Raw genomic sequence first — 25,349 nt, 5'->3', positions numbered from 1 at the left:
ACCGACGCCGATGCCGGCATCGCCCCTCCATCGCTCAACGATAGTCGACCCACACGCCGCCCGCATCGGCGGAGCGCACGCAGTTCTCGACCCATCGCACGCCCTCGACACCCGCGCGGACGTCCGGAAAATGGATGGCCTCCAACGCCTGCCCGTCGCCGCGATCGGCGGCGTCCATCGCGAGCGCGAAGCGCGCGTACAGGTTCGACCACGCTTCGAACAGCCCTTCCGGATGCCCGGCGCCGATGCGATCCTCGCGCAATGCCTGCGGATGCAGATACCCCATTCCGCGATCGAGCACCTGCGCGGGCTGCCCCTGGATTTCGTAGCGCAACTGGTTCGGATGCTCGTCCCACCATTCGACGCTCGCCTTCGACCCGATCACGCGCACCTTCTGTCCGTGCATCGACCCCGCGTTCACCGCGCTCGACCAGACGTAGCCGATCGCGCCGGTGTCGTATTCCATGATCGTGAACGCGTTGTCCTCGAGCGGCGCGCGGCTCTTCACGAAGCTCTGCCTCGAACACATCAGCCGCTTGATCTTCAGTTCCGGCGCCATCACTTCCGAGATGTACAGCGGATGGGTGCCGATGTCGCCGAGCACGTAGCTCGGGCCCGCGAACTTCGGGTCGACGCGCCAGCGTGCAGCCGCGCTCGCGGCCTCGACGCCCTCGCTGTGGAAGCCGTGCGCGAACTGCATCTGCACGATGCGGATCTCGCCGAGATCGCCGCGCGCGATCATCTCGCGCGCCTGCTCGATCATCTGGTGTCCGGAATAACCGTACGCGACGCCGACGATTCGATTCTTCTCGACCGACAGCCGCTGCAGTGCCTCGGCTTCCTCGGTCGTGAAGCACAGCGGCTTCTCGCAGACAACGTGCAGCCCAGCGCTCAGCGCCGCGCGGCAGATCTCGAAGTGCGTGTTGTTCGGCGTCGCGATCGACACCGCGCGGATGCCGTCGGCGCGCTTCGCCTCGGCTTCGAACATCGTCCGGTAGTCGAAATAGCAGCGTTGCGCGTCGACACCGAGCTTCACGCCGAATTGCCGGCCGCGCTCGGCATCGATGTCGAACGCGCCGGCGACCAGCTGGAAACTGCCGTCGCGCAATGCGGCCGATCGGTGGCTATAGCCGATCTGGCTGCCGAGGCCGCCGCCGACCATGCCCCAGGGAATCGAATGCCCGAGCAGAATCTGTCCGTCAATCATGATGGTGGTGTTCCTGGTACGTGTTCATAAGATCATGCAAAACCGGCCGACGCGAGAAACGCGCGGCTCGCGGCGACGTCGCGCAGGCTCGTGCCGGCGTTGCGCGGGTCGCGCTCCTGCTCGATCGTGATGTAACCGGCGTAGCCGATCTCGTCGAGCGCCTGGCGGATCGCGCGGTAGTCGAGCACGCCGGTGCCGATCGGGCACATCACGCCGCGCGCGCACGCGGCGAAGAACGCGATGTGCTCGCCCATCACCGCGTCGTACACCGCCGCGTCGATATCCTTGAAATGCACGTAGTCGACGCGCGCCGCGTGACGGCGCAGCCAGGCTTCCGGCTCCATGCCCGAGTAGTACAGGTGGCCCGTGTCGAGACAGAGGCCGGCCGTGTCGGCCGGAATGTCCGCGACGATCCGGTCGATCTCGTCCGCGAACTCGATGTAGCCGCCCGCGTGCGGATGAATCACCGCGCGCACGCCGAACTCGTCGCGCGCGATCGTCGCGATCTGCCGGATATGGTCGACCATCGTCGACCAGCGCTCGTCCGACAGCCGCGGCGCACGATCGCCGTGGCCGGCCGCGTAGTCGCGTTCCTCGTGGCCCCAGTCCATCACGACCAGGTACGGCGCCGCATGGCGCTGGCCGTCCTGCGTCGGCAGCCTGGGCAGCCGCGTGATCAGCGCGCAGATGTCGCGGGTCTGGCGCAGCAGGTTCGGCAGGTTCTCCGGCGACACGAGATCGTCGAAGATCGTGCCGGCGGTGATGCTCAGGCGTTGCTGCTCGAGCTCGGCGCTCACCACGTCCAGTTCGAGCGGAATGTAGCCGTAGGGCCCCAGCTCGATGCCCGAGTAACCGGCCTGCGCGGCCTCGGCGAGCACCTGCCGCCACGGCGGCAGGTGCGGGTTCTTCACGTCGTCGACACCCCAGCAGCACGGTGCGCAGCCAATCTTCATCGTCATGTCGGTCGGTCCGTTAGACAAGCGGCGGGTGGCCGCGGATCAGCCGCGATAGAACGCGGGACGGTCGGCCATCGCGATCGGTTCGACCGCGCCGCTCTTCTGTGCGCGCACGCACGCATCGGCCGCGACCGCCGCTGCGTAGCCGTCCCACGCGGACGGCCCGGTCAGCGCGCCCTGCCGCACGCCGTCGATGAACGCCTGCAGCTCGACGTCGTACGACGCGATGAAGCGCTCCTTCCAGTCGGTCATGATCTCGACCGACTGCCGTGCCGCATGCTTGAGCCCGACGGCCGGCGGATCGGGCAGCTTTGCGATGCCCTGCTCGCCGACCACCTCGCACTGGATGTCGTAGCCGTACTGGCAGTTCACGAAGACCTCGACGTCGATGCGCACGCCGCTCGCGGTTTCGAGCAGCACGATCTGCGGATCGGCGAGATGCGCTAACGCATGGCGCGTCTTCTTCGGATAGACGACCTGCGCGCTCGTGTAATCCTCGCCGAGCAGCCAGCGCAACACGTCGAGTTCGTGGATCAGCGTGTCGGTGATCGCCATGTCGGTCGTGTAGCGCTCGCCGACCGACTGGTTGCGGTGCGCGCAATGCAGCATCAACGGTGCGCCGATTTCGCCGCTGTCGATCACGCGCTTCAGCGCGCGGTAGCCTTCGTCGTACGGCCGCATGAAGCCGACCTGCACGAGCCGCTTGCCGTGCGCGACTTCGGCTTCGACGATCCGCATGCAGCCGTCGGCCGTGACGGCCAGCGGCTTCTCGCAGAACACCGGCTTGCCGTGCGCGATTGCGTCGAGCACGAACGCTTCGTGCGTCGGCCCCCACGACGTGACGAGCACGGCCTGCACGTCGGCGGCCGCGACGACCTCGTGGCCGTCGCCGTAGATCTCCGCATCGAGCCCGTACTTCGTCACCGCGTCGCGCGCCTGCTGCGGATCGATGTCGTTGACGGCCACGACGCGCGCGCCGGACAGCGTGCGGGTCAGTCTGCGGATATGGTCTTGGCCGATCGCGCCGCAGCCGATCACGCCGATTTGCAAGGTCATCTACGAGTCTCCAGTCGTTCATCAGCGGCGCGGCCCGTGCCGCGCCGGTCAACAATCGGTCAGCGCGCGGTGCGGTCGAAATGGCGATCGACGTAGCGCTGGATGGTGTCGCGCATGTAGCGCGACGATGCTTCCGCGCGGTCCTCCCACGCGAACACGCACGACGACATCACGCCGTCGAAGCCGGCGGTGCCGAGCGCGCGGAAAAACTCGTCCCAGTCGATCTCGCCCTGCCCGATGTCGAGATGCTGGTGCACACGGACCTGGTTCGAACCGGGCGGGTTCACGATGTAGCGCAGCTGGCTGCTCTTGCGGTGGTCGAACGTATCGGCCACGCGCGCGTGCGCGAGGATCGGCGCGGCCTGCGCGATCATCGCGGCCATGTCGTCGCCGTAGTAGAACGTGTGCGGCGCGATGTACGACAGCTTCAGCGACGGCGAGCCGAGGTTCGTGACGATGTCGATCGCCGGCTGCAGCTGCTCGATCCAGTCCTCCGGATGCGGCTCGACAGACAGCACGATGCGTTCGCGCTCCAGAATCGGCAGCAGTTCGTCCATCGACCGGAACCATGCGGCCTCGCACAGCTCCTTCGGGTTCGCCCCCGGCCGCTCGCCGACCGAGCGCTCGGGCGACGCGCCGCGCCCGAACTCCGACACCATCAGCGCGCACTCCATCTCGACCGCCACCTCGATCGCCTTCTTCCAGCACCGCACGGCCCATTGCCGCTCGTCGTCGAACGGGCTCGCCCAGCGGTACATCGGCTGCAGCGACGCGAGGCCGACGCCGCTTGCGCGCATCGCCTGGCGGAACGCGGCCATGCGCTCGCGGGTCGCACGCGGCATCACCCACCAGTCGAGAAAGTCGCTGCGCGGCGACAACTCGATCTGGTCGTAGCCGAGCTCGGCCACCGCGTGCGGCAGCCGGTCGAGCGGCAGGTGGCGAATCATGTAGGGATCCAGCGCAATCTTCATCGGGCTTCCTTCGCGAATGGGGGTGGCTGACGCGAGCGCAGGCGTGCGCTCAGCGGCGCTTCTTCTTGTTGCGATACTGGTCGGCGATCACGGCCGCGACGATGATCGCGCCCTTGACCATCTCCTGGTAATACGCGTCGATCCGGATGAACGTGAAGCCCGACGTCATCACGCCGAGGATCAGCACGCCGATCACGGTGCCCGTCACGCGCCCGAGACCGCCCGACAGCGACGTGCCGCCGATCACGACGGCCGCGATCGCGTCGAGCTCGTACATCACGCCCATGCCCGACTGGCCGGAGATCGCACGCGCGGCCGTCACGGTGCCGGCAATGCCGCTCAAGAGGCCCGCGATCGCATAGACGAACACCAGGTGACGCGTGACGTTGATGCCCGACACGACGGCCGCGTGACGGTTCGCGCCGATCGCGTACGTGTACTTGCCGAAGCGCGTGTAGCGCAGCACGACGTGGAAGATCGCGGCCACCACGACGAAGATGATGACCGGGTTCGCCCCCGCGCCGATCGCCGCGAACTGGTCGGTCAGCATCGACACCGGCATCCCGTTGGTGAACCACTTCGCGAAGCCGCGCGCGGCAACCATCGTGCCGAGCGTCGCGATGAACGGCGGGATTCCCGTCAGCGCGATCAGCGAGCCGTTCAGGAGGCCGACCAGCAGGCCGACGCACACGCCGGCCAGCACCGGCCAGATGATCGGCAGGTCGGTCAGGTGCGGGAACACCGCGCGCGGAAAATCGGATACCTGTGCGAGACTGGCCGACACGACGGCCGCCGCGGCGACGACCGACCCCGACGACAGGTCGATCCCGCTGGTGATGATCACGAGGTTCACGCCGACCGCGATGATGCCGATCACGGCCATCTGCAACACGATGATCTCGAGCCGCTCGGCGTTGAACAGGAAGCTCTGGCCGACGACGAGCCAGCCGATCACCTCGAAGAACAGGCTGATGCCCACCAGCACCAGGAAGATGCTCAGCTCGGGCGGCCACTTCGCGTGCCGCGTCTTGATCGTCATGGACTGCGCGTCCGCGACCGGATTCAGGTTGCCCATTTCAGTTGTCTCCATGCTTGTTGCGGCTCAGCGCGAGGCCAGGTCCATGATGCGGACCTGGTCGGCGTCCTTGCGCTCGACGATGCCGGTCATCCGGCCTTCGTGCATCACCATCACGCGGTCGCTCATGCCGAGCACTTCCGGCATTTCCGACGAGATCATCAGAACCGCGACGCCCTTGCCGGCGAGCGCGCTGACGAGCCGGTGGATCTCGGCCTTCGCGCCGACGTCGATCCCGCGCGTCGGCTCGTCGAGGATCAGGATGCGCGGTTGCGTCAGCAACCACCGGCCGATCAGCACCTTCTGCTGGTTGCCGCCCGACAGGTTCTGGATTTCCTCGTGCAGCCCCGGCGTCTTCACGCGCAACATCCGGCTCATTTCCTCGCAGTCGCGCTTCAACTGCGCCTGCCGCACGAAATTGAACTTCACGTAGCGATGGCTGAGCACCGCCGCTTCCATGTTCGCGAGCAGGTCGAGATTCAGGAAGCAGCCGGTGTCCTTGCGGTCCTCGGTGAGGAACGCCATCCCGTGCTTCATCGCCTGCGCGGGCGTGGAAACTCGCACCGGCTTGCCGTCGATCCGGATCTCGCCCGTGGTCGCCGGCACGACGCCGAACAGCGCCTCCGCGACGTTCGAGCGCCCCGAGCCGACGAGGCCCGCCACACCGAGGATCTCGCCCGCGCGCAGCTCGAAGCTGACGTCGCGGAACACGCCGTCGACGCCGAGGTTCTTCACGGCCAGCACGACGTCGCCGATCGGCACCTCGTCCTTCGGGAACATCTGCGTGATCTCGCGGCCGACCATCATCCGGATGATGTCGTCGCGCGTGACGTCGGTCGACGCATGCGTGCCGATGTACTTGCCGTCGCGGAACACCGAGAATTCGTCGGCGATCTCGAACAGCTCGTTCATCTTGTGCGTGATGTAGACGATGCCCTTGCCCTGCTCGCGCAGCTGGCGAATGATCCGGAACAGGTGTGTGACCTCCTTGTCGGTCAGCGCGGAAGTCGGCTCGTCCATGATCAGCACGTCCGAGTCGAACGACACGGCCTTCGCGATCTCGACCATCTGGCGGCTCGCGACCGTCAGCGTGCGCACGTCGGCTTCAGGGTCGATGTCGATCGACAGCCGCTCGAACAGCGCGGCGGTGCGGCGGCGCAGCTCGGCGTGATCGATCAGGCCGAAGCGGTTCTTCGGTTCGCGGCGGATCCAGATGTTCTCCGCGACCGTCATGTACGGCATCAGGTTGAGTTCCTGGTGGATCATCGCGATCCCGCGATCGAGCGCGTCGAGCGGGCCGCTCAGCACGACCGGCTCGCCGTTGATCAGGATCTCGCCCTGGTCAGGCGTGTAGACGCCGGCGATGATCTTCATCAGCGTCGACTTGCCGGCGCCGTTCTCGCCCATCAGCGCATGCACGGTGCCGCGGCGCACGCGGAACTGCACGCCGTCGAGCGCGACGACGCCGGGAAACGACTTGCCGACGCCGCGCACCTCCAGCAGGCAATCGTCGACGGGCGCAGCGGACGAACCCGATGCGGCGAACGAGGCGGCCGGCGCGCTTTCGCTGGCCATCGAGCGCGCCATCCTGGCTGTAAACATGGACGTTCCTCGAAATTCACACGCGAACCCGGACGCGCCGGGCCCGCGCAGTTCAGCGGAAAAACCGGTCAGTGCTTCGCGTACTGGTTCATGTTCTCGGGCGTGACGAGCTCGAACGGCACGTTCACGTAGCGGTCGACCGGCTGCTTCTTCGCGAGCTTCAGCGCGGTCGCGACAGCCTGCGCACCCTGCCCGGCCGCGTTCTGGTACACGGACACCTTCAGGTCGCCGCTCTTCATCGCCGCGAGCCCGTCCGGCGTCGCGTCGATGCCCGCGACGACCGTTTTCGGCGTCAGCTTGCGCGCGGCCTTCAGCGCGTTGATCGCGCCGATCGCCATTTCGTCGTTGTTCGACACGATCGCGTCGAACTTCGTCCCGGAGCTCAGCCAGTTCATCGTGATGTCCTGGCCCTGCGTGCGGCTCCACTTGCCTTCGCGCTTGTCGACGATCTTCATGCCGGAACAGTCCTTGGTCGCGATCACGTCCTCGATGTCCTTGGTGCGGGCGCGGGCCGACTCGTTGGACAGCTCGCCCATCAGCACGAGGATGTCGCCCTTGCCGCCGAGCAGCTTGCACACCTGGCGCGCCTGCAGCGTGCCGGACTGTTTCTCGTCGGACGCGACCACCGCGACGCCGGCCGGCAACTTGTCGAAATCGACCGGCTTGCGGTTCACGTAGACGAGCGGAATCTTCGCGGCGGTCACCATCTTCGTGATCTTCGGCGTCGCGTCGGTGTCGACCGCATTCACGATGATCGCGTCGACCTTCTGCGCGATCATGTTCTGGACCTGGCTCAACTGCTTGCCGACGTCGTTGCCGCCGTCCTCGATCTGTACGGTCGCGCCGTCCTTCTTCGCCGAATCGGCGATGCTGTTGCGCAGGATCGTCAGGAACGTGTCGTCGAACGATGCCATCGTCACGCCGATCTTCTCGGCATGCGCGAGCGGCATGGCCAGGATCGCGGCGGCCGCGGCGGCCATCAGCTTGGTCTTCATGATCACTCTGTCTCCTCATCTCCGGGGGGCGGAAAACGGCGCGTTGCGCGCCGCCGGGCCGAGTCCGATAACGGACTGAAGCATCCGGATGAAACTGTAGATCACTTCCTCGAACATTTGGAAATTTATTTCTACGTGATTTCACCTAGGGAACTGGATTTCCAAAAAGTCTAGACTCCGTTCCGTAGCCCGAGTCGTTGCGGCAGGCGCATTCGCGTCGCGTCGTGACATGCGACGAAGATCCGTCGCTGGATCGGTCCCCAATCCGCCGGCATGGTCGAACGCCGGCCGCGAGCGTGATACGTGATATGAGCCCGTTGAACTTTCCGACTGACCGCCCCGTCGATCTCGCCTGCCTCGGCCGCGTCGCCGTGGACCTTTACGCGCAACAGTACGGCAGCCGCCTGGAAGACGCGCGCAGCTTCCAGATGTATCTCGGCGGCTCGTCGGGCAACGTCGCGTTCGGCGTCGCCCGGCTCGGGCTGAAGACCGCGATGATCTCGCGCGTCGGCGACGAGCAGATGGGCCGCTTCGTGCGCGAGACGCTCGAGCGCGAAGGCTGCGACACGAGCCAGCTGCAGACGGATCCGGAACGGCTGACCGCGCTGGTGCTGCTCGGTCTGAAGGATCGCGACACGTTCCCGCTGCTGTTCGTACGCGAGAATTGCGCGGACATGGCCGTGCGCGCCGACGAGATCCGCGAGGACTTCATCGCCGGTTGCCGCGCGCTCGCGATCACGGGCACCCATCTGTCGACGCCGGGCACCCGCGAGGCATCGCTGACCGCGCTCGGCTACGCGCGCCGCCACGGCGTCGTGCGGATCCTCGACATCGATTACCGGCCGGTGCTGTGGGGGCTGACCGCGCGCGGCGCGGGCGAAAACCGTTACGTGCCGGACGCGCAGGTCACACGGCAGTTGCAGCAGGTGCTCGGCGAATTCGATCTGCTGGTCGGCACCGAGGAAGAATTCCTGATCGCGGGCGGCGTGCCGCACGACCTGATCGCGTCGCTGCAGGCCGTGCGCCGCGCGAGCGGCGCGGCGCTGGTGGTCAAGCGCGGTGCGCTCGGCTGCTGCGTGATCGAGGGCGACATCCCCGCACGCATCGAGGATGCGCCGACCTTCCATGGCGAACGCGTCGAAGTGCTGAACGTCCTCGGCGCGGGCGACGCGTTCCTGTCGGGCCTGCTGTCCGGGCTGCTGCGCGGGCGCGACTGGGCCGAATCGACGCGCATCGCGAATGCGTGCGGCGCGATCGTCGTGTCGCGCCACGCGTGTTCGGCCGCGATGCCGACGCCTGCCGAGCTCGCACACTGGTTCGGCGGCAGCCGCAATCCGCGGGTGGACGCCGATCGCACGCTCGCGCACCTGCATCGCGTGACGGTGCCGCGCCGCGAATGGGACGACCTGTGCGTGATGGCGTTCGACCATCGCAGCCAGTTCTACGAACTCGCGGTGCAGGCCGGCGCGGACGAGGCGCGCATCAAGACGCTGAAGCGCCTGCTCGTGCGCGCGGCCGAACAGGTCGAGCGCGATCGCCATATCGAAGGCCATGTCGGCGTGCTGATCGACGGCGGCGCGTACGGCAGCGACGCGCTCGCGTCGGCCACCGGCCGCGGCTGGTGGGTCGGCCGCCCGGTCGAACTGCCCGGCTCGCGGCCGCTGTGTTTCGACGACACGCGCTCGGTCGGCTCGTCGCTCACGCACTGGCCGACCGAGCAGGTCGTGAAGTGCCTCGTCCACTACCACCCCGATGACGACGTCGACCTGCGCGTCGCGCAGGAGCAGCGCGTGCTGGAGCTGTGGGAAGCCACGCGCGCGAGCGGCAACGAGTTGCTGCTGGAAATCATTCCGCCGCGCGCGGTCACGCCGGCCGGCACCGAGGACGACGCGGTGCTGCGCACGGTCGCGCGCTTCTACAACCTCGGCGTGATGCCCGAGTGGTGGAAGCTCGCGCCGATGAGCGCCGACGGCTGGGCGCGGCTCGAGACGCTGGTTGCCGAGCGCGACCCGTACTGCCGCGGCGCGGTGATCCTCGGGCTGAACCAGCCGCTGCAGTATCTCGTCGACAGCTTCCGCTCGGCGACCAATCCGATCGTCAAGGGCTTCATGGTCGGCCGTACGCTGTGGGCCGACGCGTCGCTGCACTGGCTCGCCGGCCGGATCGACGACCAGGCGCTGATCGACGAAGTGGCCGGCAATTTCGCGCAGCTGGTCGACGCCTGGCTCGGCCGCCGTGCCGCCGCGCGCACCGCGGCAGCAGCCTGATGCAGATGTCCGTGACGACCACCCGACTCCTCTTGATCGACAGACGATGACCACCACCGTGAGACTGACCGTCAGCCAGGCGCTCGTGCGCTACCTGGCCGCCCTGCGCGCCGAAGTCGTCCAGCCGGACGGCCGCACCGAGATCCTGCCGTACTGCGGCGGCGTCTTCGCGATCTTCGGGCACGGCAACGTGGCCGGGCTCGGCGAAGCGCTGCACGCCGAAAAGGACCGGCTGCCGACGTTCCGCGCGCACAACGAGCAAGGCATGGCGAATGCGGCCGTCGCGTTCGCGAAAGCGAATTTCCGCCAGCGGATGATGGCGGCGACGTCGAGCATCGGCCCCGGCGCGACCAACATGCTGACCTCCGCCGCGCTCGCGCACGTCGGCCGGCTGCCGCTGTTGCTGCTGCCCGGCGACGTGTTCGTGTCGCGCTTGCCCGACCCGGTGCTGCAGCAGGTCGAGGATTTCGAACAGGGCGACGTCAGCGCGAACGACTGCTTCCGGCCGGTGACGCGCTACTTCGACCGGATCACGTCGCCGGAACAGTTGCTCGTGGCGCTGCCGCGCGCGATCCAGGTGATGACCGATCCCGCACAGTGCGGACCCGTGTGTCTCGCGCTGCCGCAGGACGTGCAGACCTTCGCGTACGACTGGCCGGAGGATTTCTTCGCGCCGCCAGTGATCCGGACGCGCCGGCCGCCCGCGGACTCGCTCGAACTCGCGGATGCGCTGGACGTGCTGAAGGCCGCGAAGAAGCCGCTGATCGTCGCCGGCGGCGGCGTGCTGTACAGCCAGGCATGGGACGCGCTGCGCACGTTCGCCGACACGCATGGCGTGCCGGTCGCCGAATCGCAGGCCGGCAAGGGCAGCCTCGCGTGGGACCACCCGTTGAACCTCGGCTCGATCGGCGTGACGGGCTCGCCTGCCGCGAACCGCGCGGCCGCACAGGCCGACGTGGTGTTCGCGGTCGGCACGCGCCTGCAGGACTTCACGACCGGCTCGCACGCGCTATTCGGCAACGCGACGCTGCTGAGCCTGAACGTGCAGCCGTTCGACGCGGGCAAGAAACGCGGCCGGCAATTGATCGCCGACGCGCGCACCGGCCTCGGCCAGCTGTCGGCCGCGCTCGCGGGCTGGCAGGCGGATGCGGCGTGGACCGCCGCGAACCGCGACCAGGCCGCCGCGTGGAACGCGCGCGTGACCGAGCTGACCACGCGCGTGCCGAAGGACACGCTGCCGTACGACGCGGAAGTGATCGGCGCGGTGCGCGACTCCGCGGCCGACGCGGGGCACGACAGCGCGCGCGACGATCTCGTCGTGTGCGCGGCCGGCACGCTGCCAGCCGAGCTGCACAAGCTGTGGCGCAGCGGCGTGCCGGGCAACTATCACATGGACTACGCGTACTCGTGCATGGGCTACGAGGTCGCGGGCGGCCTCGGCGCGAAGCTCGCGCGGCCCGAGCGCGAAGTGATCGTGATCGTCGGCGACGGCTCGTACATGATGCTCAACGCGGAGCTCGCGACGTCCGTGATGCTCGGCCGCAAGATCATCGTCGTGATCCTCGACAACCGCGGCTACGGCTGCATCGAGCGGCTGCAACTGAACTGCGGCGGCGCGAGCTTCAACAACATGCTCGACGACTGCGTGCCCGAGGGCGGCGAACGCTCGACGATCGACTTCGCGATGCATGCGCGCGCGATGGGCGCCGAAGCCGTGCACGTGCGCGACGTCGGCGAGCTGCGCGGCGAAATGAAGCGTGCGCGCGCGGCGAAGACGAGCCAGGTCATCGTGATCGACACGACGCACGAGCGCACGACCGCGGACGGCGGCGCGTGGTGGGAAGTCGCGGTGCCGCAAGTGTCCGCGCGCGCCGGCGTCGACGATGCGCATCGCGCGTATCTCGACGCGAAGACCCGGCAGCGGCGCTGACCCGCTTTCCGTTTCAATCCGCCGCCCCGCGACAACAACATTCGAACCAAGGAAGCAAGTCATGAGCTGGAACGTTCGCATCGGTATCAATCCCCTGTCGTGGATGAACGACGACCTGCCGTCGCTCGGCGGCGAGACGCCGCTCGAGACGGCGCTGAAGGAAGGCGCCGAAATCGGCTATGCGGGCTTCGAGCTTGGCAACAAGTTTCCGAAGACGGGCCCCGAGCTGAAGGCGAAGCTCGCCGAATTCGGGCTCGTATGCGTGTCGGGCTGGTATTCGGGCTTCCTCGCGGAAGTCGAACCGGGCATGAGCGACGCCGATGCGCTCGCCGCCGAAATCGAGCGCTGCCGCGCGCACATGACGAAGCTGCAGTTCAACGACGTGAAGGTCGCGGTGTACGGCGAATGTGCGGGCACGATCCAGGGCCGCATCGACACGCCGGTCGCGAAGCGTCCGCGTTTCGTCGACGATGAAGCCTGGCGACGCTATGCGGCACGCCTCGACGCATTCGGCGCGCACCTGCTCGAGACCTACGGGATCAAGCTCGCCTACCATCACCACATGGGCGCTTACGTCGAATCGCCCGCCGACGTCGACCGGCTGATGGCGCTGACCGATCCGGCGAAGGTATTCCTGCTGTTCGACACGGGTCACGCGTATTTCGGCGGCGCGGCCGATCCCGTCGCACTGCTGAAGAAGCACGTGTCGCGCGTCGTGCACGTGCACTGCAAGGACGTGCGGCCGCAGGTCGTCACGCAGGCGCGCAACGGCGGCTGGAGCTTCCTGAACGGCGTGATCAACGGCACCTTCACGGTGCCGGGCGACGGCGCGCTCGATTACGAAGCGACGCTTCGCACGCTGAAGGACGCCGGCTACGAAGGCTGGCTCGTGGTCGAAGCCGAGCAGGACCCGGCCGTCGCGCCGAGCTATCAGTACGCGAAGAAGGGCTACGAATCGCTGCGCGCGATCGTCGACCAGTTGAGCGCGTAAGCCCTGTCACCCCATTGCGGAGCCCCGTTCCATGACGATTTCTCCCCTGCTGGTCAAAGCATCCGCCGACCGCGAAATCTGCAACGTGACGCCCGAGTCGGCCGGCTGGAAACATGTCGGCTTTCGCGCGCTGCGCCTGAAGGCCGGCGACACCGAAACGCTCGATACCGGCGCGCGCGAACTGTGCGTCGTCGTGCTCACCGGTACGCTGCGCGCGCAAGTCGACGGCGAGACGTACGATGCGCTCGGCAAGCGCGACAGCGTGTTCGAGGAAGTGTCGCCGGACGCGCTGTACGTGCCGGGCGGCAAGACCGTCACGCTGGTCGCGACGCGCGATGCGGAAGTCGCGCTGTGCACCGCGCCTTACGCGAGCGGCGACAAGCGCGTGCAGCGCCTCGACGGCGAACGGATGCGGCGCGCGGTGCGCGGGCACGGCACCAACACGCGCTACGTGTGCGACATCCTGATGGGCGACAATCCGGCCGCCGACCGGCTGCTCGTCGTCGAAGTGATCACGCCCGCGAGCCACTCGAGCAGCTATCCGCCGCACAAGCACGATCGCGACGCGGCGCCGGACGAGACGTCGCTCGAGGAAACCTATTACCACCGGATCGATCCGCCGCAGGGTTTCGCGTTTCAGCGTGTGTACACGGACGACCGCAGCCTCGACGAGGCGTGCGCGGTCGAGAACCACGACGTGGTTCTGGTGCCGCGCGGCTATCACCCGGTGGTCGCGCCGCATGGCTACAACCTGTACTACCTGAACGTGATGGCCGGGCCGAGCCGCGCGTGGGCATTCAAGAACGACCCCGCGCACGAATGGATGCTCGACGCGGCACCCGGGCGCTGACGCATCGATGCGCTGAACGATCGACGGCCGGCGCGCGAGACGCAGGATGAAAACGCGTGCGTGAGCCGCATTTGCGACGACACGGAGTTGCCATGGCGACCACCTTCCCCCGCTTCGCACCCGCGCCCATCTGCGACACCGCGTCGACACCGATGCTGTCGCACTTCGATGCCGACGTCGCGCGCCGGCTCGGCGACATCGCCGTCAATCTCGCGGCGCGCCGCGGGCTGCCGATCGCGGTCGGCATCGTCGGTGAAACCGCGCCGCTGTTCTATTGCGCGCTGGACGGCAGCCGCGCCAACGACAGCGACGCGATCCGCCGACGACAGAACACGGTGTTCCGTTTTGGCGTCAGTTCGTTCGAGGTCGGCGCGCGCTTTCGCCGCGCCGGCTGGTCGTTGCAGTCGCAGGGATTGTCGGACGCCGACTATGCGCTCGATGGCGGCGGCGTGCCGTTGCGGCTTGCCGGCGGCGGCATCGTCGGCGCGATGACCATCGCAGGGCTCGACGACGCACGCGATCACGCACTCGTCATCGAGAGCCTGCGCTGGCATGTCGGCGCGAACGCGCTCGCGATGATCGCGTAGCCGCCCGCGCCGACTCGCGCGATCAGTGCAGCCCGCCGCTCGCGACGAGGCGCTCGCCGGTCAGCCAGCGGGAGTCGTCCGATGCGAGGAACACGGCGACCGACGCGATGTCGTCCGGCTCGCCGAGGCGGCCGAGCGGCGTCTCGCTGCGCACCTGCTTCTCGAGATCCGACCCGATGATGCCCGAGCTGTGCGTGCCTTCGGTCACGATCATGCCCGGGTTGATCGCGTTCACGCGGATCTTGCGCGCGCCAAGCTCGAGCGCGAGCACGCCGGTGATCGCGTCGACGGCGCCCTTGGTGCCGCTGTACACGGCGCTCGCGGGCGGCGTGATGCTCGTCACGACCGAGCTGATGTTGATGATGCTCGCGCCTTCGCCGAGATGCTTGACGGCGGCCTGCGTCGTCAGCAGCACGCCGAACACGTTCGTGTCGAACTGCCGGCGGTAGTGCTCTTCGGTGATCGCCTCGATCGGCGCGAACTCGTAGACGCCGGAGTTGTTGACCAGCACGTCGAGACGGCCATAGTTTTCGATAGCGGCATCGACGATGCGCTGCGCGTCCGTTGCCTTCGACACGTCGCCGCCCACCGCGACCGCACGGCCGCCCGCTTCGACGATCGCGCTCACGACGGCGTCGGCACCGGCCTTGCTGCTCGCGTAGTTCACGACGACCGACGCGCCTTCGGCGGCCAGCGCCTTCGCGATCGCGGCGCCGATTCCCTTGGACCCGCCCGTGACGATCGCTACCTTGCCTGTCAGCTTGCTCATGATTTCATTCCTCAGTCGGAAGACATTCGATGGATGAGGGCCGGTTGCCGCGTGCGCGGCGCGTCGGCCTTGCTGGCAATATTCGCGGTTCGCGCGACGGCGATAAAGCGGCTCGGCACGAATTGACTGGCGGGGTTTGCCGAACAATCGGCGCGCTTGCGCTCAACCGGCACTCAGCCACGCACTGACGACGTCGGCGCCGAGCCCGTCGAGCGCGCCGTCGTAGACGATCCGTCCCCGCCCCATCACCGCGACGCGCCGCGCGAGCCGCGGCGCGAGTTGCAGCCGCTGCTCGATCAGCAGGATCGCGACGCCGTCGGCCTGCAGCGCGGCGAGACAGGCGCCCACCTCGTCGACCGCGAGCGGCGCGAGCCCTTCGGCCGGTTCGTCGACGATCAGCACGCTCGGGCGGCCCGCGAGCGCGCGCACCAGCGCGAGCACCTGCTGTTCGCCGCCCGACAGCCGTCCGGCCTTCACGTCCGCCCGCGCGGCCAGCAGCGGAAAGCGCGCGAGCAACCGGTCGAGCGCCGCGCGTTCGGCCGTGCCGTGCACGCCGCGCAGCCCGAGCCGCAGGTTGTCGCGCACGCTCAGTAGCGGAAACACGTCGCGGCTTTCGGCAACGTAAGCGACACCGCGCCGCGCGATCTCGAAGGTGCGCGCGCCCGCGCATTCGGCGCCGGCGACGCGCACCGAACCCGCCGTGCGCACGAGTCCCATCACGGCCTTCGCGAGCGTCGAGCGGCCCGAGCCGTTGCGGCCGAGCAGCGCGAGCGTCTCGCCAGGCGCGAGCGCGAGATCGACACCGTCGAGCACGGGTTGCATCCCGTACCACGCGCGCAGGCCGCGAATGTCGAGCAGCACGCTCATGTGCCCTCGCCAAGATAGGCGGCGCGCACGGCCCGGTCCGCGCGGATCGCGTCGGGCGCGCCGGTTGCGACCACCGCGCCGCGCACGAGCACCGTGATGCGCTCGGCGAAGCCGAACACCGCATCCATGTCGTGCTCGATCATCAACACCGTGCGGCCCTGCGTCGTCGCACGGATCAGCGCGATCATCCGCGCCGCCTGGTCGCGGTTCATGCCGGCCGTCGGTTCGTCGAGCAGCAGCGTGCGCGCGCCGCTCGCGAGCGCGATGCCGAGATCGAGCGCGCGCTGTTCCGCATAGCCGAGTTCGCCGGCCGGCGTGTCGCGCCGCCCATCGAGACCGATGTCGCCCAGCACGCGCGCGGCCACGCGATCGACCGACGCGGATTCGCGCAGCCGGTTCCACCAGCGCGGCCGCTCGGCCGGCGCATGCAGCGCCGCGCAGCGCAGGTTGTCGAACACGCTCAATCGTGCGAACACGCTCGTCTGCTGAAAACTGCGGCCGACGCCGAGCCGGCTCGCCACGATCGGCCCGCGCCCGCGCAGCTCGACGCCGTGCAGCAGGACGCGCCCGCGCGTCGGCCGCGTTGCGCCGGCGATCACGCCGAACAGCGTCGACTTGCCCGCGCCGTTCGGCCCGATCAGCGCGTGACGCTCGCCGGCCGGGACGTTCAGCTCGACGCCGTCGAGCACGGTCTGCACACCGAAGCGCTGTACGATCCCGTGCAACTCGATCGCGCTGCCGCTCATCGCCCGTCCCCCCGCTTGCCTTGCCCGTGGCTCTGGAACCGTGCACGCCAGCCCCACAGCAACGTGCCGATGCCGGCCGCCGAGCATGCGACGGCCCAGCCCGCCGGCGCATCGGCGTCGATGCCCCACGCGCCGAACGCGATGCCCGTGCCGTCGTCCTGCGCGAAGCGCCATGCATAGCCGAGCTCGGCCGCGCAGACGATCGCGACGGCCCAGAACGCACATGCGCCGACGCCACACAGCACGCGCCAGCGCTCGGCGGGAGGTGCGTCGCCGCGCAACGCATGCGCCAGCGTCTGCGCGATGCCCGCGATCCCGCGCGGCGCCGCGACGACGACCGCGACGAACAGGAGGCCGAGATACAGCGCCCATGCGCGCGACACGCCCGCGACGACGACGCTCAGCGCGGTCAGCACCACCGCGCCGGCCGCCGGCCCGAAGAATGTGCCCGTGCCGCCGATCACTGCTGCAATCAGCACGGTCGCCGAACGCGCCATCGACACGCTGTCGGGTGTCGCGATCTCGACGTCGATCAGCGTCAACGTGCCGGCAATGCCCGCGAAGAACGACGCGGAGGTCACCATCGCAAGCCGCACGCGACGCGGCTCGGTGCCGAGCGCGGCAACGCGCGCGGGGTTGTCGCGCACCGCGTTCGCGAGCCGCGCGAGCGGCGTGCGCGTCAGCGCGTGCATCGCCACCGCGGAGACGATGCACCATGCGGCAATCACGGCGTAGGCCTGCATTTGCGCGCCGAAATGCCAGCCGCCCAAAGGCGTGCCGCTCGCGCGGTCGATCGGTACGCCGCCGAGGCCGCCGAACCACGCCGGCACGCTCCACGCCGCAGCCGCGACGCACTCGCCGAGGCCGAGCGTGATCATCGCGAACACGGTGCCCGCGCGGCGTGTCGCGAGCAGTCCGGCGATGAACCCGAAGCCCGCGCCGGCCACGCCGCCGACGAGCGGCAACAGCGGCAGCGGGCCGCCGACATGATTGAACCAATGCGCGGCGGCGAATGCGCCAAGGCCCGCGAAGGCTGCATGACCGAACGACAGCAGCCCGGTCGTACCGAGCTGCAGGTTGTACGACAGCGCGAGCACGACGAGCGCGGCCGTCTGTGCGAGATAGCCAAGCACCGCGCCGTGCGGCCACAGCCACGCGGGCAGCGCGACGCACGCGGCGAACAGCACCCAGCGCAGCGCGCCGGCCCGTGCGCGGCTAGCCATCGACACGCTCGCCGAACAGTCCGCGCGGGCGGGCGACCAGCACCGCGACGAGCAGCAGGTACGGGACCAGCGGTGCGAGCTGCGCGATCGACACGGCAGCGACGCTGTCGGGCAGCGCGACACCCGACCCTTGCGCGAGGTCGCGCAGCGACGTGTCGCTGGCCGCCGCGAAGGTCTGCGCGAAGCCGACCGCAAGCGACGCGACGAACGCGCCGCCGAGCGAGCCGAGCCCGCCGATCACGACGACCGCGAACACCACCGACCCGACGGTCTCGGCCAGCGCCGGTTCGATCACCGCAAGCGGCGCGCCGATCACGCCGGCCAGCGCCGCGAGCGCGGTGCCGGCGCCGAACAGCCCCGTCATCACGCCCGGCACGTCGTAGCCAAGCGCCTCGACGGCCGCGCGGTGCGTGAGCGCGGCGCGCACGACGAGCCCGATGCGCGACGCGCGCAGCAGCGCGCCGAGCGCGACCAGCATCGCCGTGGCAATCGCCATCATGAAGAGCCGGTAGCGCGGCAGCGCGAGGCCGAACACGGCCACGGGCGCACCGTCGAACAGCGGCGGCACCGGCGCCGGCAGCGGCGCGAGGCCCCACAGGAGTTTCGCGCCCTCGCCGATCAGGTACGCGAGCCCGACGGTCAGCAGCAGTTCGCTCGTGTGTCCATGCGGCTGTACGCGGCGCAGCAGCCAGCGCTCGCAGCCGGCGCCGAGCAACCCGACCGCGAGCGGCGCGAGCGCGAGCGCGGCCCAGAAACCCGCGCGGGCGGCGATGCTGTATCCAATGTATGCGCCGAGCATGTAGAAGCTCGCGTGCGCGAAGTTGAGCACGCCCTGCACGCTGAAGATCAGCGTGAGGCCAGCCGACAGCATGAACAGCAGCAACCCGTAGCTGAGGCCATTGAACGCCTGGAGCGCGAACGCGTGCACGCCGCGCGCCCGTCAGCCGGCGAGTGGTTCGAGCGCCGCGCGCAGCGCGTCGGGCAGCGGCACCGGGCGGCGCGTGCCGCGATCGACGTACACGTGCACGAAATGCCCTTGCGCGGCCGGCGCGGCTTCCCCAGCCGCGAACAGTCCGATCTCGTAGCGCACACTCGACGTGCCGAGCTTCGCGACGCGCAGCCCCGCATCGACCGACTGCGGAAACACGAGCGGCGCGAAGTAGTTGCACTGCGTCTCGACCACGAGCCCGATCGTCTGCCCGTGCTCGACGTCGAGCACACCCGCGCGGATCAGGTATTCGTTCACGACGGTGTCGAAGTAGCTGTAGTAGACGACGTTGTTCACGTGCCCGTAGACGTCGTTGTCCATCCAGCGGGTCGTGATCGGCAGGAAGTGGCGATAGGCGTCGCGGGAACGCGGCTGCGGCTTGTCGGACATGGCGATGGCGGTCAGGATGAAGAAGGCGCAGCGGACGGCGCGCGGTGGCCGTTCGCGACGGCGCGCCGGCCAACGGCGGGATGCCGCGTCGCGATCGCGCGCGGCGCGGCGGATGACATTCCGGGAGCGGCGCGGCCCGTCACTGCCCAGCTCGATCGACGAATTCGAAATCGAGGCCGCGCGCGCGCATCCAGTCGGCCAGCGCGTAGCCGGTGCCGGCGCGCCACGGGCGCAGCAACGGCGGCTCGACGAGCCGGTATTCGAGCAGCTCCGGCGACAGCGCGACGGTGCCCGACGCGCGCACGTGGTACGCGATGATCAGCTCGTTCTTGCGCATGAATTCATAGACGCCGACCAGCGTGACCTGCTCGGCCTTCAGCGCGGTTTCCTCGAACACCTCGCGCGCGATGCCGTCCTCGGGCGTCTCGCCGTTCTCGAGGAAACCGGTGATCAGCGCGAACATCCCCTCCGGCCAGGCCGCATTGCGCGCGAGCAGGATCTTGCCGTCGAGCTCGACGATCGCGGCCACCACCGGCAGCGGGTTGTTCCAGTGCACGTAGCCACACGCGTCATCCGGGCAGGCCTGGCGGACGCGCCCGCCCTCGTGTTCGGGATCGGCGCGCTCGGTCAGCGGACGCGCGCAGCGCGGGCAAAAACGGTAGTCGGCGATGGTCATCGATGGGGATCTGGCAGGCGCCGACGGCGGCCGGCAAGCCGCCTCGCACGCCCGCTCGGCGCAGGAAAGGCTTCATTCTAGCGAGTTTGCCCGCGTCGCTGACGATCCGGCCCCGATGATGTCAGGGTTGCATGCTCGGTTGCGCACGCCCGCGTGCGGCCGTCGCCGCGAAGCCGGCGGCACCGACGAGCAAGGCACCCGCCGCGACCCACAGCGCCGGCGAGAACGACCCGAAACGCGCGGTCAGCGGCGCCGCGACGAGCGGGCCGACAATCTGCCCGACCCCGTACGACGCGGTCGCATAGCCCATCAGCCCGGCCGCGCGTTCGCCGTGCAGCCGCCGCGCCTCGCGCATCGCGAACAGCGTGATGGCGGTGAACGGCAGGCCGAGCAGCGCGCTCCCGATCGAGAAGCCCACCGCATTCGGCCACACGATCCCCGCCGCGATCCCGAGCGCCTGCGTCGCGCAACCGGCGGCGAGCAGCAGCCGGTTGTCCCAGCGGCCGGGCAGCCGCGCGGCCGCGATCGCGCCGACGATCAGCGCCGCGCCGAACATCGGCCAGAACAGGTCCGGCCACGGCGAGCCGGCCGGCAGCGCGGCGCGCGCGATCACTGGCAGGAACGTCGCGGTGATGATGTAGCCGAAACCCGGCATCCCGTACAGGACGACGAGCCATGCGGCGTCGGCCCGATGGCGCCGCGCGTCGTGCGGTGCCGCGTCCGTCGCCGCATGCAGGACGGGCGCGGCTGACGTGGCGCCTGCCGCCGCCGGCACCGGCGCGCTGCCGAACGTGCGCCAGATCGCGATCGACAACACCGCCGACAACGCCGCGAAGCCGAGCCAGCCGGGCGCCGCGCGATGGCCGGCGAGTGCGCTGCCGATCAGGCCCGTCAGCACGATGCCGACACCGGGCCCCGCGTAGATCACCCCGCTCCATTCGGGCGCGTGCAGTTCGGCGAGCCGCCGCAGCCCCCATTGCGACACGAATACGAACGTCCATGCGCTGACGACGCCCGCGACGAAGCGCACCACGAGCCACACCGGCAGCACATGGCCGACGCCCATCGCGGCGGTCAGCAGCACGGTGGCGGCAAGCCCGAAGCGCACCATTCGCGCGGGCGCGACGCGCATCGCCGCGCAACTGACCGCGCCGACGAAATAGCCCGCGTAGTTCGCCGACGCGAGCCAGCTGCCGGCTTTCAGGCCGATCGAACCGTCGGCGAGCATCAGCGGCAGCAGCGGCGTGAACGCGAAGCGGCCGATGCCGAGCGCGACGGCAAGCCCGATCATGCAGGCAAGCGCGACCGCGCGGGCGCGACGGTCGGCGTCATCGGAAAGGGGTACGCCGGCGGCGCTCGGAGCATCGGAACGGGACATGGCGGCATGGGCCGCGCGGGTTGCGCAACGGCCGGAACGAGAATCGGATTGCTTGTATCGTAGCTTGACCGAACGTTCTCTAAAAACGAATAATTGAGAATCCAGCAATCTCACGGAGAGAATCATGGACCTGGCGGCGCTGGCGATTTTCCGGGCCGTCGTGCGCGAGAACGGCATCACGCGCGCGGCGGTGAAGCTCAATCGCGTGCAGTCGAACGTAACGACGCGCATCAAGCAGCTCGAGGAGGAACTCGGCGCGGCGCTGTTCGTGCGCGACGGCCGCCGGCTCGTGCTGACGCCGGCCGGGCATACGCTGCTGCCGTACGCGGAGCGGCTGCTCGAGCTTGCCGACGAGGCGCGCGACGCCGTGCGCGAGGACACGCCGCGCGGGCGGCTGCGGCTCGGCACGATGGAAAGCACGGCCGCGAGCCGGCTGCCGGCCGTGCTCGCGCGCTATCACCATGCGTGGCCCGACGTATCGCTGGAACTCGTGACCGGCACGACCGGCTGGCTGATCGACAAGGTGCGCGACTTCGAGGTCGACGCGGCGCTGTTTGCGCGGCCGCCCGAGCCGGACACGCTGCCCGACACGTTCGAGACGGTGCCCATCTTCCGCGAGGACCTGGTGCTGCTGACGCCGCGCGGCCATCCGCCGGTGCGCACGCCGCGCGACGTGATCCTGCCGACGCTGATCGCGTTCGAGCGCGGCTGCACGTACCGGAAGTATGTCGAGCGATGGTATGCGGCGCACGGGATGAAACCCGCGCGCGTGCTCGAACTGGGTTCGTATCACGCGATCGTCGCGTGCGTCGCGGCCGGTGCGGGCGTCGCGGTCGCGCCGCGCTCGGTGCTCGAGCTTCAGCCCGAGACCGGCAACGTCGCCGCCCACAGGATCGCGGAACTCGAAGCAATCGACACGCTGCTCGCGTGGCGGCACGGTTACGCGTCGGCGGCACTCGCCGCGTTGCGCGATGCGCTCGGCGATGCCGCGCGGCAGTCGGGAGATTCGCCCTCGTTGCCGGCAACGGCATTACCGGCCTGATTCCGCCGCGCCGACGCGCCGGCATGCGCTCATCCTGCGCACCGGCAAAAACAAAACGACCCGACCGGCCACCGCCGATCGGGTCGTTTTCTCGTGCGCTGCGACGGGGTCAGCAAGACCGCATCGCATCAGCCATGCCGATCAAAGACGCTCTTCAACCCAGCCCTTGACGCCTGCCAGCGCGCCCGGCAGGTTCGCCGGTTCCGTGCCGCCTGCCTGTGCCATGTCCGGACGGCCACCGCCCTTGCCGCCCACCTGCTGCGCGACGAAGTTCACGAGCTCGCCGGCCTTGACCTTCTTGCTCGCGTCCGGCGTGACGCCCGCGATCAGGCTGACCTTGCCGCCTTCGACGGCCGCGAGCACGATCGCCGCGCTCTTCAGCTTGTCCTTCAGCTTGTCGACCGTTTCGCGCAGCGTCTTCGCGTCGGCACCGTCGAGCGTCGCCGCGAGCACGTACACACCGCCAATTTCGACGGCCTGCTGCGCGAGTTCATCACCCTGGCTCGATGCGAGCTTCGACTTCAGCGCGCCCAGTTCCTTCTCGAGCGACTTCACCTGGTCCTGCACCTGCGCGATGCGCTGCGTGAGCTCCGACGGCTGTGCCTTCAGCGCCGCCGCCGCCTGGTTCACGCGGGCGTCGAGCTCCTGCACATAGCGCACCGCGTTGTCACCGGTGATCGCCTCGACGCGGCGGATGCCGGCCGCGACGCCGCCTTCGACGACGATCTTGAAGAAGCCGATATCGCCGGTACGGTGCACGTGCGTGCCGCCGCACAGTTCGCGCGAGAAGCCGAGGTCGAGCACGCGCACTTCGTCGCCGTACTTCTCGCCGAACAGCGCCATCGCGCCGCCCTTCACCGCTTCGTCATACGGCATCACGCGCACGATGCCCGGCGCGTTCGCGAGGATTTCGTTGTTGACGATCTGCTCGACGCGACGGATTTCATCGTCGGTCATCGGCGCGTTGTGCGCGAAGTCGAAGCGGGTTTTCTCCGCGTCGACGAGCGAACCCTTCTGCTGCACGTGCGCGCCGAGCACTTCACGCAGCGCCTTGTGCATCAGGTGGGTGGCCGAGTGGTTGCGCTGGGTGCGCGCGCGGCGGTGCGCGTCGATTTCCGCGCGCAGCACGTCGCCGATCTTCAGCGTGCCCTGTTCGAGCGTGCCGTGGTGGCCGATCACGTCGGCCTGCACCTTCAGCGTGTCGGCCACCGCGAAGCGCGTCGCGGCGTTCGCGAGCACGCCCTGGTCGCCGACCTGGCCGCCCGATTCCGCGTAGAACGGCGTGTGGTCGAGCACGACGACCGCGTCCTGGCCGTGCTTCACTTCGTTGACGGCCGAACCGTCGACGTACAGCGCGACGACCTTCGCGTCGTCGAACGCGATTTCCTCATAGCCGTGGAAGGTGGTCTTCGCGCCCGAGTATTCGAGGCCCTGCGTGGCCTTGAACTTGCCGGCCGCGCGCGCCTGCTCGCGCTGGCGCGCCATCGCGTCGTCGAACGCCGGCTCGTCGACCGTCATCCCGCGCTCGCGGCACACGTCGGCCGTGAGGTCGAGCGGGAAGCCGTAGGTGTCGTGCAGCTTGAACGCGAGTTCGCCGTCGAGCACCTTGCCGCCCTTCGCCTCGACATCCGCCAGCGCGGCCTCGAGGATCGACATCCCGTGTTCGATCGTCTCGAAGAAGCGCTCTTCTTCCTGACGCAGCACGTCCGTCACGCGCTGCTCGGCTTCCTTCAGTTCCGGATACGCGGCGCCCATTTCGGCGACGAGGTCGGCCACCAGCTTGTGGAAGAACGAGCCCTTGCGGCCGAGCTTGTAGCCGTGGCGGATCGCGCGGCGCACGATGCGGCGCAGCACGTAGCCGCGGCCTTCGTTGCCGGGGATCACGCCGTCGACGATCAGGAACGAGCACGCGCGGATGTGATCGGCGATCACCTTCAGCGAGTTGTTGTTCAGGTCGCTGATCTCGGTCACGCGCGCGGCGGCCTTGATCAGGTTCTGGAACAGGTCGATCTCGTAGTTGCTATGCACGTGCTGCAGCACCGCGGCGAGACGCTCGAGGCCCATGCCGGTGTCGACCGACTGCTTCGGCAGGCGCGTCATGTTGCCCTGCGCGTCGCGGTTGAACTGCATGAACACGAGGTTCCAGATCTCGATGTAGCGGTCGCCGTCTTCTTCCGGCGATCCCGGCGGACCACCCCAGACGTCCGGGCCGTGGTCGTAGAAGATTTCCGTGCACGGGCCGCACGGGCCCGTGTCACCCATCGTCCAGAAGTTGTCCGACGCGTAGCGCGCGCCCTTGTTGTCGCCGATGCGGATGATCCGCTCGGTCGGCACGCCGACTTCCTTCGCCCAGATGTCGTAGGCTTCGTCGTCTTCCTGGTAGACGGTGACCCACAGCTTTTCCTTCGGCAGCTGGTAGACCGTGGTCAGCAGTTCCCACGCGAACTTGATCGCGTCATGCTTGAAGTAGTCGCCGAACGAGAAATTGCCGAGCATCTCGAAGAACGTGTGGTGGCGCGCCGTGTAGCCGACGTTCTCGAGGTCGTTGTGCTTGCCGCCCGCGCGCACGCTGCGCTGCGCCGTGGTGGCGCGCGAGTACGGACGCGGGTCCGTGCCGAGGAACACGTCCTTGAACTGGACCATGCCCGAGTTCGTGAACATCAGCGTGGGGTCGTTACCGGGCACGAGGCTCGACGAGCGGACGATCGTGTGGCCCTTCGATTCGAAGAATTTGAGGAATTTCTCGCGGATTTCGGCAGCTTTCATGGCGTGCGGGGAATGTC

Annotated in this window: 22 protein-coding genes; 6 read left to right on the top strand and 16 right to left on the bottom strand. The window is 68.8% G+C overall.

Annotation, left to right across the window (positions count from 1 at the left end; translation table 11 throughout):
• Positions 1-34: 34 nt before the first annotated feature.
• The 7 genes from BTE28158_RS04760 to BTE28158_RS04730 form a co-directional block, all read right to left on the bottom strand.
• Entirely contained in the window at positions 35-1,207 is a 1,173-nt protein-coding gene (locus BTE28158_RS04760) for a Gfo/Idh/MocA family protein (protein ID WP_151050267.1), read from the bottom strand.
• Positions 1,208-1,239: 32 nt separating this feature from the next.
• The gene (locus BTE28158_RS04755) at positions 1,240-2,166 is read right to left on the bottom strand and encodes a TIM barrel protein (protein ID WP_124903708.1); all 927 of its coding nucleotides are present in this window, start codon (positions 2,164-2,166) and stop codon (positions 1,240-1,242) included.
• A gap of 39 nt (positions 2,167-2,205) precedes the next feature.
• Positions 2,206-3,219: a bifunctional inositol 2-dehydrogenase/D-chiro-inositol 1-dehydrogenase gene (gene iolG, locus BTE28158_RS04750; protein ID WP_059606532.1), complete on the bottom strand. Its 1,014-nt coding sequence runs from the start codon at positions 3,217-3,219 to the stop codon at positions 2,206-2,208.
• 59 nt (positions 3,220-3,278) lie between these two features.
• Positions 3,279-4,190, bottom strand: a complete 912-nt coding sequence (locus BTE28158_RS04745) for a sugar phosphate isomerase/epimerase family protein (RefSeq protein ID WP_151050269.1) — start codon at positions 4,188-4,190, stop codon at positions 3,279-3,281.
• A 49-nt stretch (positions 4,191-4,239) separates the two neighbouring features.
• Entirely contained in the window at positions 4,240-5,265 is a 1,026-nt protein-coding gene (locus tag BTE28158_RS04740; RefSeq protein WP_151050285.1) for an ABC transporter permease, read from the bottom strand.
• A gap of 27 nt (positions 5,266-5,292) precedes the next feature.
• Positions 5,293-6,867: a sugar ABC transporter ATP-binding protein gene (locus tag BTE28158_RS04735; RefSeq protein WP_151050271.1), complete on the bottom strand. Its 1,575-nt coding sequence runs from the start codon at positions 6,865-6,867 to the stop codon at positions 5,293-5,295.
• A 68-nt stretch (positions 6,868-6,935) separates the two neighbouring features.
• Positions 6,936-7,862 (bottom strand): sugar ABC transporter substrate-binding protein, encoded by a 927-nt coding sequence (locus BTE28158_RS04730; protein ID WP_059681725.1) that lies wholly within the window; start codon positions 7,860-7,862, stop codon positions 6,936-6,938.
• 308 nt (positions 7,863-8,170) lie between these two features.
• Between BTE28158_RS04730 and BTE28158_RS04725 the strand changes: the two genes are divergently transcribed.
• The 5 genes from BTE28158_RS04725 (at position 8,171) to BTE28158_RS04705 (ending at position 14,487) form a co-directional block, all read left to right on the top strand.
• The gene (locus BTE28158_RS04725) at positions 8,171-10,129 is read left to right on the top strand and encodes a bifunctional 5-dehydro-2-deoxygluconokinase/5-dehydro-2-deoxyphosphogluconate aldolase (protein ID WP_059606522.1); all 1,959 of its coding nucleotides are present in this window, start codon (positions 8,171-8,173) and stop codon (positions 10,127-10,129) included.
• Between the two features lie 46 nt (positions 10,130-10,175).
• Entirely contained in the window at positions 10,176-12,059 is a 1,884-nt protein-coding gene (iolD, locus tag BTE28158_RS04720) for a 3D-(3,5/4)-trihydroxycyclohexane-1,2-dione acylhydrolase (decyclizing) (protein ID WP_124903700.1), read from the top strand.
• A 61-nt stretch (positions 12,060-12,120) separates the two neighbouring features.
• Positions 12,121-13,050 carry a myo-inosose-2 dehydratase gene (iolE, locus tag BTE28158_RS04715; protein ID WP_151050273.1) on the top strand — a complete coding sequence of 310 codons (930 nt, stop codon included), beginning with the start codon at positions 12,121-12,123 and terminating at the stop codon, positions 13,048-13,050.
• 31 nt (positions 13,051-13,081) lie between these two features.
• The gene (gene iolB, locus BTE28158_RS04710; protein ID WP_124626534.1) at positions 13,082-13,900 is read left to right on the top strand and encodes a 5-deoxy-glucuronate isomerase; all 819 of its coding nucleotides are present in this window, start codon (positions 13,082-13,084) and stop codon (positions 13,898-13,900) included.
• Between the two features lie 92 nt (positions 13,901-13,992).
• The gene (locus BTE28158_RS04705) at positions 13,993-14,487 is read left to right on the top strand and encodes a heme-degrading domain-containing protein (RefSeq protein ID WP_151050275.1); all 495 of its coding nucleotides are present in this window, start codon (positions 13,993-13,995) and stop codon (positions 14,485-14,487) included.
• A gap of 22 nt (positions 14,488-14,509) precedes the next feature.
• On the opposite strand, the gene BTE28158_RS04700 is transcribed toward BTE28158_RS04705, so the two are convergent.
• The 8 genes from BTE28158_RS04700 to BTE28158_RS04665 all read right to left on the bottom strand — a co-directional run bounded on the left by BTE28158_RS04700 (position 14,510) and on the right by BTE28158_RS04665 (position 21,524).
• A complete protein-coding gene (locus BTE28158_RS04700; protein WP_151050277.1) occupies positions 14,510-15,256 on the bottom strand; it encodes a glucose 1-dehydrogenase in 747 nt (248 codons plus the stop codon).
• Positions 15,257-15,418: 162 nt separating this feature from the next.
• Positions 15,419-16,123: an ABC transporter ATP-binding protein gene (locus tag BTE28158_RS04695; protein ID WP_151050279.1), complete on the bottom strand. Its 705-nt coding sequence runs from the start codon at positions 16,121-16,123 to the stop codon at positions 15,419-15,421.
• The gene (locus tag BTE28158_RS04690) at positions 16,120-16,869 is read right to left on the bottom strand and encodes an ABC transporter ATP-binding protein (RefSeq protein ID WP_151050281.1); all 750 of its coding nucleotides are present in this window, start codon (positions 16,867-16,869) and stop codon (positions 16,120-16,122) included. The genes BTE28158_RS04695 and BTE28158_RS04690 overlap by 4 nt, the downstream gene beginning before the upstream one ends.
• On the bottom strand, positions 16,866-18,092 hold the full coding sequence (locus BTE28158_RS04685) for a branched-chain amino acid ABC transporter permease (RefSeq protein WP_151050283.1): 1,227 nt from the start codon (positions 18,090-18,092) through the stop codon (positions 16,866-16,868). Before BTE28158_RS04685 ends, BTE28158_RS04690 begins: the two co-directional genes overlap by 4 nt.
• Complete coding sequence (locus tag BTE28158_RS04680) at positions 18,085-19,020, bottom strand: branched-chain amino acid ABC transporter permease (protein WP_174919723.1); 936 nt, start codon at positions 19,018-19,020, stop codon at positions 18,085-18,087. Before BTE28158_RS04680 ends, BTE28158_RS04685 begins: the two co-directional genes overlap by 8 nt.
• A gap of 12 nt (positions 19,021-19,032) precedes the next feature.
• Positions 19,033-19,470 (bottom strand): acyl-CoA thioesterase, encoded by a 438-nt coding sequence (locus BTE28158_RS04675; protein ID WP_059606502.1) that lies wholly within the window; start codon positions 19,468-19,470, stop codon positions 19,033-19,035.
• Between the two features lie 139 nt (positions 19,471-19,609).
• On the bottom strand, positions 19,610-20,146 hold the full coding sequence (locus BTE28158_RS04670; protein WP_151052624.1) for an NUDIX domain-containing protein: 537 nt from the start codon (positions 20,144-20,146) through the stop codon (positions 19,610-19,612).
• Between the two features lie 121 nt (positions 20,147-20,267).
• Positions 20,268-21,524 (bottom strand): YbfB/YjiJ family MFS transporter, encoded by a 1,257-nt coding sequence (locus BTE28158_RS04665; protein ID WP_174919721.1) that lies wholly within the window; start codon positions 21,522-21,524, stop codon positions 20,268-20,270.
• Between the two features lie 124 nt (positions 21,525-21,648).
• Here BTE28158_RS04665 and BTE28158_RS04660 point away from each other — a divergent pair, with 124 nt between their 5' ends.
• Positions 21,649-22,566, top strand: a complete 918-nt coding sequence (locus BTE28158_RS04660; protein ID WP_151051596.1) for a LysR family transcriptional regulator — start codon at positions 21,649-21,651, stop codon at positions 22,564-22,566.
• A 141-nt stretch (positions 22,567-22,707) separates the two neighbouring features.
• Here BTE28158_RS04660 and alaS read toward each other — a convergent pair whose 3' ends face one another.
• Entirely contained in the window at positions 22,708-25,332 is a 2,625-nt protein-coding gene (gene alaS, locus BTE28158_RS04655; protein ID WP_124903748.1) for an alanine--tRNA ligase, read from the bottom strand.
• Between the last annotated feature and the right edge of the window lie 17 nt (positions 25,333-25,349).

Source organism: Burkholderia diffusa, from assembly GCF_902499115.1.
GTDB lineage: Bacteria > Pseudomonadota > Gammaproteobacteria > Burkholderiales > Burkholderiaceae > Burkholderia > Burkholderia diffusa.
This window is presented reverse-complemented; position numbering and strand designations above follow the sequence as displayed.